Consider the following 8,540-nt stretch of genomic DNA (forward strand, 5'->3'; position numbering starts at 1 on the left):
GCATGCCGCGCAGCACGGTGCGGCGGGAGGCCGCCCCGCGGCCCGCGGGCAGCGCCGACAGCACCGCTTCCGCCTCGGGGGAGAGCCGGGGACGCTCTCTGGTTCGCATGGCGACTGATACTGACACGCCGTGAGTCCGCTCACAAGGGATTCCGTTGTCACGGTCGCGATACGCAACGAAATACGCCAGACTTACCTGCGTAGCGAGGGAGGACGGGATGGCGGAATCCGTACCCGAGGGGCGCCGGCTCGTCGTACGCGAGGGCGCGCAGCACGCGCTGCTCGACGACGTCGCCAAGGGCATCATCGAGCAGCTCCAGCAGGACGGCCGCCGGCCGTACGCCACGATCGGCCGTGCCGTCGGGCTGTCCGAGGCGGCCGTGCGGCAGCGGGTGCAGCGGCTGCTCGACTCCGGCGTGATGCAGATCGTCGCCGTCACCGATCCGCTCCAGCTGGGCTTCGCCCGCCAGGCGATGGTCGGTTTACGCACGTCGGCCGAGCTGGAGGAGACCGCCGACCTGCTGGCCGCGATCCCGGCGGTGGACTACGTGGTGATCACCGCGGGCTCCTTCGACCTGCTCGTCGAGGTCGTCGCCCGCAACGACGACCACCTCCTGGAGATCCTCAAGGAGATGCGCGCGGTCCCCGGAGTGACCACCACCGAGGCGTTCGTCTACCTCAAGTTGCGCAAGCAGACCTACTCGTGGGGCACTCCATAGTACGAAATCCGTCGTGAACGGGCGGTTGCACGAAGAGAAACACTTGCCAGAGCGTCATCTGTGTGCGATAACCGTTGTATGTCCGACAACCTCTGGATGCACTTCACCAGGATGTCGGCCTACGCCCACGAGCCGGTCCCGACGATCGCCCGTGGCGAGGGGGCCTACATCTACGACACTGCCGGAAAGCGTTACCTGGACGGCCTGTCCGGGCTGTTCGTGGTCCAGGTCGGGCACGGCCGGGAAGAGCTCGCCGACGCCGCCGCCAAGCAGGCGCGCGAGCTCGCGTTCTTCCCGCTCTGGTCCTACGCGCACCCGAAGGCGATCGAGCTCGCCGAACGGCTGGCCTCGCTGAGTCCGGGCGACCTGAACCAGGTCTTCTTCACCACCGGCGGCTCGGAGGCCGTGGAGAGCGCGTGGAAGCTCGCGCGCTCGTACTTCAAGCTGGCCGGCAAGCCGACCAAGCACAAGGTCATCTCCCGCGCGATCGCCTACCACGGCACGTCGATGGGAGCGCTGTCGATCACCGGCCTGCCCGGGCTCAAGCAGGACTTCGAGCCGCTCGTGCCCTCGACGCTGCGAGTGCCGAACACGAACCTGTACCGCGCCCCGGCCGGTGCCGCCGGCCCGGACGGCGACGACGCGGAGGCGTTCGGCCGGTGGGCGGCGGACCGGATCGAGGAGGCCATCGAGTTCGAGGGCCCGGACACCGTCGCGGCCGTGTACCTCGAACCGGTGCAGAACGCGGGCGGCTGCTTCCCGCCCCCGCCCGGCTACTTCCAGCGGGTGCGCGAGATCTGCGACCGGCACGACGTGCTGCTGGTGTCCGACGAGGTGATCTGCGCGTTCGGCCGGCTCGGCGAGTACTTCGGCTCGACCCGCTACGGCTACCAGCCGGACATCATCACCTGCGCGAAGGGGCTGACCAGCGGGTACGTGCCGCTCGGCGCAATGCTCGTGAGCGACCGGCTGGCCGAGCCGTTCCGCCACGGGGCCAACTGGTTCGCCCACGGCGTCACGTTCGGCGGGCACCCGGTGGCCTCGGCGGTGGCGCTCGCGAACCTGGACCTGTTCGTGCGCGAGGACCTGAACTCCCACGTGCGCAAGAACTCCGACCTGTTCCGGTCCTATCTGGAGCGCCTGTACGACCTGCCGATCGTCGGCGACGTGCGCGGCGACGGGTACTTCTTCGGCATCGAGCTGGTGAAGGACAAGGCGACGCGGGAGACGTTCGACGAGGCGGAGTCCGAGGCGCTGCTGCGCGGGTTCCTGTCCAAGGCACTGTTCGAGAACGGGCTCTACTGCCGCGCCGACGACCGCGGCGACCCGGTCGTGCAGCTCGCGCCGCCGCTGATCTGCGAGGAGTCCCACTTCACGGAGATCGAGCAGATCCTGCGCTCGGTGCTCACCGAGGCCTGGAGCCGGCTCTGAGCGAGCTTGCGAGCGAAGCGTTGACACAGGGCGACCGCGAGCGGCGAGACCGAGCCCGCGAGGGGTCGTCGTGAGCTACTGGCTGTCCACATTCGACCTCGCGCCTCGGGAGGCGCTGCCCGGGGACCGCGACGTGGACGTGGCGATCGTGGGCGCCGGGTTCACCGGCCTGTGGACCGCGTACTACCTGACGTCGGCAGACCCGTCGCTGCGCGTCGCGATGCTGGAGGCGGAGGTGGCCGGGTTCGGCGCGAGCGGGCGCAACGGCGGCTGGTGCTCGGCGCTGCTGCCCACCTCGCCGGCGGCACTGGCCCGCAAGCACGGCCGGGACGCAGCACTCGCACTGCTGCGGGCCATGGAGTCCACTGTGGACGAGGTGGGCCGGGTCGCCGCCGCGGAGGGCATCGACTGCCACTTCGCCAAGGGCGGCACGGTGGTCCTCGCGCGGACGCCGGTGCAGCTGGCCCGGGCGCGGGCGCACGTCGAGGCGGAGTCGCCCTTCGGGATCGACGTGTCGTTGCTGTCGGCGGACCAGGCCCGCTCGCTGTGCGGGGCGACCGACGTGCTCGGTGGGGTCTACACGCCACACTGCGCGGCGATCCATCCCGGCCGGCTGGTGCGCGGGCTGGCCCGGGCGGTCGAGCGGCTGGGCGTGGTGGTGTACGAGCGGACCCGGGCGCTGTCGCTGCGACCGGGCGAGGTGGTGACGGACCGGGGCACGGTGCGCGCGCCGGTCGTGGTGCGCGCGACCGAGGGCTACACGTCCGCGCTCGCCGGCCAGAAGCGGGCGCTGGCCCCGCTGTACTCGCTGATGGTGGCGACCGAGCCGCTGCCTTCGTCCTTCTGGGACACGGTGGGCCTCGCACGCCGGGAGACGTTCGCCGACTTCCGCCGAATGGTCATCTACGGCCAGCGCACCGCGGACGACCGGCTGGCGTTCGGCGGGCGCGGTGCGCCGTACCACTTCGGGTCGCGGGTGGCGCCGGCGTACGACGCCGACGAGCGGGTCCACGCCGCGATCGAGTCCACGCTGGTGGAGCTGTTCCCGGCGCTGGGCCCGAAGCCGCCGGTCACGCACCGGTGGGGCGGCCCGCTCGGCGTGCCCCGCGACTGGACGGCGTCGGTGGGCTTCGACCGCACCTCGGGGCTCGCCTGGGCCGGTGGCTACGTGGGAGACGGCGTCGCCACGACGAACCTCGCCGGGCGCACGCTGGCCGACCTGGTCACCGGCACGCCGTCGCCGCTCACCCGGCTGCCCTGGGTGGGCCACCGGTCGCGCCGCTGGGAACCGGAACCGTTGCGGTGGCTGGGCATCAACCTCGGCCTGCGGATGATGGACGTGGCCGACGCCCGCGAGAACCGCACCGGCCGCCCGTTCCGCCCGGCAGCCCTGTTCGACCGCTTCATCGGCGAGTAGTCGGGCGAGAAGTCAGGCGAGTCACGCCACCGCCGGCGGGCTCGTGCGGCCCCGCTTCAGCTCGAAGAACCCCTCGGTGCCGGCGACCAGCAGCACGCCGTCGAACAGCCGGCCCGCCGCCTCGCCGCGCGGGGCCGGCGTCACCACCGGGCCGAAGAACGCGTGCGTCGAGCCGTCGGGCAGGCGTACGTGGATCGCCGGCGTGCCGAGGTCCTCGCCCACCGGCCCGAGCCCCGCGTGGTTGCCGGCGAGCATGGCGGCGTCGAGGTCGGTCGACCCGGCCGCGTCGGCGAGCTCGGTCGGCAGGCCGGCCTCGGCCAGCGCGTCGACGTACAGCTCGCGACCCAGCGGCCGCTTCTCGCGGTGGATCCGGTTGCCCAGCGCCGTGTAGACCGCCCGGACCTCGGCCGAGCCGTACTTCTCCTCGACCGCCTTCGCCACGCGTGCCGGCCCCCAGCCGCTGTCCAGCCACTCGCGGTACCAGGCCTCGACCTCGCGGCCCTCGTTGAGCACGGACAGGCTCAGCACGTGGAACCGGACGGCCACGTCGCGCACCCGCTCCACCTCGAGCAACCACCGCGAGGCGAGCCACGCCCACGGGCACTTCGGGTCGAACCACATGTCCACCTCGGTCGTCATGGTCGAACGGTAAGCCGCGCATTGGCCGAGACACAGAGCCAATTCCGTCCTCGTGGCGGTGGGCCAATCTTGCCAGCGCGTCGCGCCCCGCTTCGAGACCTGGAAGGCTGGACACATGCTGCAGGTGTGCCTCAACGGCACGCGGAAGCCCGCGGAGCACCCGGCCCTGCCCGTGTCCCCGGCGGAGCTCGCGGCGGAGGCCGTGGCCGCGGTGGCGGCCGGCGCGCAGGACGTCCACCTGCATCCCAAGTCCCCGGACGGCACCGACTCGCTCGAGCCAGACGTGGTGGCCGCGGCGGTGCGGGCGGTCCGCGACGCGTTGCCGACCGCGGTGCGGGTCGGCGTCACCACCGGCGCGTGGGCCGAGCCCGACCCGGCACTACGACTGGCACTCGTGCGGGGGTGGACCGTGCTGCCGGACCACGCGTCGGTCAACTGGCACGAGGACGGCGCCGAGGAGCTGGCCGCCGCGTTGCTCGACCGCGGCGTCGGCGTGGAGGCCGGTATCTTCTCCGGCGAGCACGTGGCGGGCAGGTTCGTCGCGTCGCCGCTCGCCTCCCGCGTCCTGCGAGTGCTGGCGGAGGTCACCGACCCCGACCCGGCGACCGCGACCGGCGCGGCGGAGACGCTGCTGGACTCGCTGCTGGACTCGCTGCTGGACTCGCTGCTGGACTCGCTGGGGCGGCGTCGAGTTCTGCTGCACGGGCAGGACGGCGGCGCGTGGCCGGTGCTGGCGCTGGCCGGCAGGCTCGGGCTGAGCACCCGCATCGGCCTCGAGGACGTGCTGGTGCTGCCCGACGACAGCGCTCCGGCGGGCAACGCCGACCTCGTGCGGGCCGCCCGAAAGCTCGGAACCTGAGGAGCCGCAGATGCACCGACGACTGACGATCGCACTGTTCGCGGGAGTGCTGGCCGGTGGGCTGGCGCTCGGCACCGGCTCGGCCGGCGCGGCCGGCCTGCACGCCGAGCTCATCGCCAGCACGCCGGCCGAGAACGCGTCGATCGCCTCGGCGCCGACCCAGGTTAAGCTGACGTTCAACGAGCCGGTTTCCCTGCAGGGCAACCCCATCGAGGTGACCGGCCCGGGCAACGTCACCTGGCAGATCGGGCCGCCGGCCGTCTCGGGCCCGAACATCACCGCGCCGGTGGTGGCGCAGGGCCCGGCCGGGAAGTACACGATCGTCTACCGCGTGGTGTCCGGCGACGGCGACGCGGTGAGCGGCTCGGTCACCTTCACCATGACCGCCGCGGCCGAGGCGACCGGCGCACCACCCACCACGACGACGACGAGCGAGGCCGCGCCGCCGTCGGCGGAGTCGGCGGAGACCGGGGCGTCGGGCACGGCGGAGACCGAGCCGGCGGCGAGCGACGGCCGCACGCTGCTGTGGGTTTGGCTGCTCGCCGGGGCGGTTCTACTGGCCGCGATCGCATTTGTGACGCTCCGCGCACGGCGCTCACGTCGCTGACCAGCACTGTTGCATGCGGCTGTCGTAGGAGGCAATATCTGCCGGGTTGTCTGACCTCCCCGCTGGAAGGTTCCTGTGCAAGATCAGACCGCGCAGGTCGACGACCTTCGACTGGTCGCGTTACCGAGCGCCGTGAACTGCGCCGAGCTCTTCGTGCGCTTCACCCTGACCGAGTGGCACGTGCCCGAGGTCATCGACGACGCCCGCGAGACGGCGAAGCGGCTGGTGCAGGCGGTCATCGCCACCGTCGACGAGGACGCCGACCCGACGATGATCACCGTGCGGCTGCGGCTGCGCGGCAGCACGATCGTCGTCGAGGTGCAGGACGACCGGTCGGCACCCAAGCTCCTGGCGCCCCGCAGCCTCGCGAGCAAGCGCACCGGCGTCGAGTCGCTGTCCCGCGGCCGCCAGCTCGTCTGGTGCGAGTTGCCGCTTCCCTCCGGCATGGACGCGACCGTGGTTCCGTTGCCCCGGCGCGGCACCACGCGCGCGGCGCCCCCGCGCTCGCGCGAGATCGACGAGGCGGCCGACCTCAACAACAACGTGATGCAGCGCATCCTGGACGGTCTGCGCCGCGACGACCCGACGATCTGACCCTACTGTCCACAGTGGAGCTCAGCGGGGACCGCGGCGCAGCCTGACGCGGTAGGAGTAGTGCTCGGGCAGGAAGTAGCTCGTCGCCAGCTCCACCAGTCGCCCGCTCGTGTCGGTGTAGCTGCGGTCCACCCGCAGCAGCGGGTCACCCGGCTCGCAGTCGAGGTAGACGGTGACCGTGTCCGACGCCGCGGCCGCGGTGATGCTCTGTGCCGCCTCGGCGACCGGGCTGCCCGTGTGGGCGTCGATCATGCCGATGACCGTGACCTCGCTCAGCGTGCCCGGCGTGCTCAGCTCCGGCAGTCCGGCGAGCGCGTCGCCGATGTCCGGCGGCAGGTACACGGTCGTCAGGCAGAACGCCACGTCGTGGTGCCGGCGGCGGAACAGCACGCGGTACACGGCGTCGCCGTCGAGCCGCAGCCGGCTCGCCGCGTCGATGTCGACCTGGCGGCGCAGCGGGCTGAGCACCTCCAGCTGGGTGTCGAGCGAGAGGCCGAGCAGGTCCTCGACCGAGCCGAACTGGCGCAGGTAGGGCTCGGGCCGGGGCGCGGCGAACGTGCCCCGGCCGGGCACCCGTCGCACCATGCCCTCGGCGACCAGGTCGTGGAACGCTCGCCGCACGGTCTGGCGCGAGACCCGGTACTCCGTCGCGAGCTCGGCCTCGGTGGGCAGCCGCGAGCCGTCGGCGTAGCGGCCCCGCAGGATCGCGCCGCGCAGCGTTCGGGCGAGCATCGCGTAGGCCGCCTCGGTCCGCATCAGAGCCCTCGCGCGACGAGCTGCGCGGCGATGACGTTGCGCTGGATCTCGTTGGTGCCCTCGCCGACGATCATCAGCGGCGCGTCCCGGAAGTAGCGCTCGACGTCGTACTCGGTGGAGTAGCCGTAGCCGCCGTGGATGCGGACCGCGTTCAGCGCGATCTCCATCGCCGCCTCGGACGCGAACAGCTTCGCCATGCCCGCCTCCAGGTCGCACCGCTCCCCCGCGTCGTACCGCGTCGCGGCGTGCAGCACGAGCTGGCGCGCGGCGGTGTACTTCGTCGCCATGTCCGCGAGGTAGTTGCCGACCGACTGGTGCTGCCAGATCGGCTTGCCGAAGGTCTCCCGCTCCTGCGCGTAGCGCAGCGCGTCGTCCAGCGCCGCACGCGCGACGCCGAGCGCCCGGGACGCCACCTGGATCCGGCCGATCTCCAGGCCCTTCATCATCTGCGCGAACCCACGCCCCTCGGTCCCGCCGAGCAGCGCCGACGCCGGGGCCCGGTAGTCCACGAAGGACAGCTCGCAGCTCTCGACGCCCTTGTAGCCCAGCTTCGGCAGGTCCCGCGAGACCGTGAGGCCGGGGCCGTGCTCGACGAGCAGCACGCTGATGCCCCGGTGGCGCGGCGACGCGTCCGGATCCGTCTTGCACAGCAACGCGATCAGCGTCGAGCGGCGCGAGTTCGTGATCCACGTCTTGGTGCCGTCGACGACGTAACCGTCGCCGTCGCGGCGCGCGGTCGTGGTCAGCGCCTGCAGGTCGGAGCCGCCGCCGGGCTCGGTGAGCGCCATCGTCGCGCGTACCTCTCCGGTCGCCATCCGCGGCAGGTAGCGCGCCTTCTGCTCGTCGGTGCCGAAGGTGGCGATCAGCTTCGCGACGACGGTGTGCCCGCCCATCGCGCCGGCGAGGCTCATCCAGCCGCGCGCGAGCTGCTCGGTCACCGCCACGTAGCACGGCGTGGACACGGCGACCTCGCCGTACGGCTCGGGGATCGCGAGGCCGAAGACGCCGAGCCGCCGCATCTGCTCGATGAGCGCCTCGGGGTAGGTGTTCGCGTGCTCCAGGTCCCGCACCACCGGCCGGACCTCGCGGTCGACGAAGTCGCGGACGGTGTCGACGATTCGTTGTTCCTCTTCGCTCAGCATGGGTCCTCTTCAGACGGTGTGGGCGGCGTGCAGCCCGGCGATCTCGGCCTCGGTGCGGCCGAGCGCGCGCAGGATGGCGTCGGTGTGCTCGCCGGTCGCGGGCACCGGCGCCAGGACCGGGTCGACGCCGGCGATCGTCACGGGCGGCAGCAACGCCTCGATCCGTCCGCCGGGACTGCCGACCGAGCGCCACCGCTCGCGGGCCCGCAGCACCGGGTGCGCCAGCATCTCCGGCACCGAGTTGACCCGCCCGTTGGCCACGCCCGCCTCACGCAGGACCGTGATCGCCTCGGCGGCGTCGAGCTCGGCGAACCGCGCGGCGATCAGCGAACGCAGCTCGTCGCGGCGCCGCACGCGCGCCGAGCCCGTGGCGAAC

Annotated in this window: 10 protein-coding genes; 6 read left to right on the forward strand and 4 right to left on the reverse strand. The window is 72.5% G+C overall.

Annotated features, from left to right (window positions below):
- Nucleotides 1-218 precede the first annotated feature (218 nt).
- The 3 genes from ACRDSK_RS28590 to ACRDSK_RS28600 all read left to right on the forward strand — a co-directional run bounded on the left by ACRDSK_RS28590 (nt 219) and on the right by ACRDSK_RS28600 (nt 3,567).
- Nucleotides 219-719: an Lrp/AsnC family transcriptional regulator gene (locus ACRDSK_RS28590; protein ID WP_431444458.1), complete on the forward strand. Its 501-nt coding sequence runs from the start codon at nt 219-221 to the stop codon at nt 717-719.
- Nucleotides 720-797: 78 nt separating this feature from the next.
- The gene (locus ACRDSK_RS28595) at nt 798-2,150 is read left to right on the forward strand and encodes an aspartate aminotransferase family protein (protein WP_431444459.1); all 1,353 of its coding nucleotides are present in this window, start codon (nt 798-800) and stop codon (nt 2,148-2,150) included.
- Nucleotides 2,151-2,220: 70 nt separating this feature from the next.
- Nucleotides 2,221-3,567 carry an NAD(P)/FAD-dependent oxidoreductase gene (locus tag ACRDSK_RS28600; protein WP_431444460.1) on the forward strand — a complete coding sequence of 449 codons (1,347 nt, stop codon included), beginning with the start codon at nt 2,221-2,223 and terminating at the stop codon, nt 3,565-3,567.
- 21 nt (nt 3,568-3,588) lie between these two features.
- Here ACRDSK_RS28600 and ACRDSK_RS28605 read toward each other — a convergent pair whose 3' ends face one another.
- Nucleotides 3,589-4,206 (reverse strand): disulfide bond formation protein DsbA, encoded by a 618-nt coding sequence (locus ACRDSK_RS28605; protein WP_431444461.1) that lies wholly within the window; start codon nt 4,204-4,206, stop codon nt 3,589-3,591.
- A 115-nt stretch (nt 4,207-4,321) separates the two neighbouring features.
- On the opposite strand from ACRDSK_RS28605, the gene ACRDSK_RS28610 reads away from it, so the two are divergent.
- From ACRDSK_RS28610 to ACRDSK_RS28620, 3 genes are all read left to right on the forward strand, one after another.
- Nucleotides 4,322-5,065, forward strand: a complete 744-nt coding sequence (locus ACRDSK_RS28610; RefSeq protein WP_431444462.1) for a 3-keto-5-aminohexanoate cleavage protein — start codon at nt 4,322-4,324, stop codon at nt 5,063-5,065.
- Between the two features lie 10 nt (nt 5,066-5,075).
- On the forward strand, nt 5,076-5,672 hold the full coding sequence (locus tag ACRDSK_RS28615; RefSeq protein ID WP_431444463.1) for a copper resistance CopC family protein: 597 nt from the start codon (nt 5,076-5,078) through the stop codon (nt 5,670-5,672).
- Between the two features lie 75 nt (nt 5,673-5,747).
- Nucleotides 5,748-6,266 (forward strand): ATP-binding protein, encoded by a 519-nt coding sequence (locus ACRDSK_RS28620; RefSeq protein ID WP_431444464.1) that lies wholly within the window; start codon nt 5,748-5,750, stop codon nt 6,264-6,266.
- A gap of 21 nt (nt 6,267-6,287) precedes the next feature.
- Here the strand turns inward: ACRDSK_RS28620 and ACRDSK_RS28625 are convergent, their stop codons facing one another.
- From ACRDSK_RS28625 to ACRDSK_RS28635, 3 genes are all read right to left on the reverse strand, one after another.
- Complete coding sequence (locus ACRDSK_RS28625; protein WP_431444465.1) at nt 6,288-7,022, reverse strand: GntR family transcriptional regulator; 735 nt, start codon at nt 7,020-7,022, stop codon at nt 6,288-6,290.
- Nucleotides 7,022-8,164: an acyl-CoA dehydrogenase family protein gene (locus ACRDSK_RS28630; protein WP_431444466.1), complete on the reverse strand. Its 1,143-nt coding sequence runs from the start codon at nt 8,162-8,164 to the stop codon at nt 7,022-7,024. The genes ACRDSK_RS28625 and ACRDSK_RS28630 overlap by 1 nt, the downstream gene beginning before the upstream one ends.
- Nucleotides 8,165-8,173: 9 nt before the next feature.
- The coding region (locus ACRDSK_RS28635) for a CoA transferase (RefSeq protein WP_431444467.1) at nt 8,174-8,540 on the reverse strand (367 nt) is incomplete at its 5' end.

The sequence above is a fragment of the Actinophytocola sp. genome, from assembly GCF_050699915.1.
In the GTDB taxonomy this organism is placed as follows: domain Bacteria; phylum Actinomycetota; class Actinomycetes; order Mycobacteriales; family Pseudonocardiaceae; genus Actinophytocola.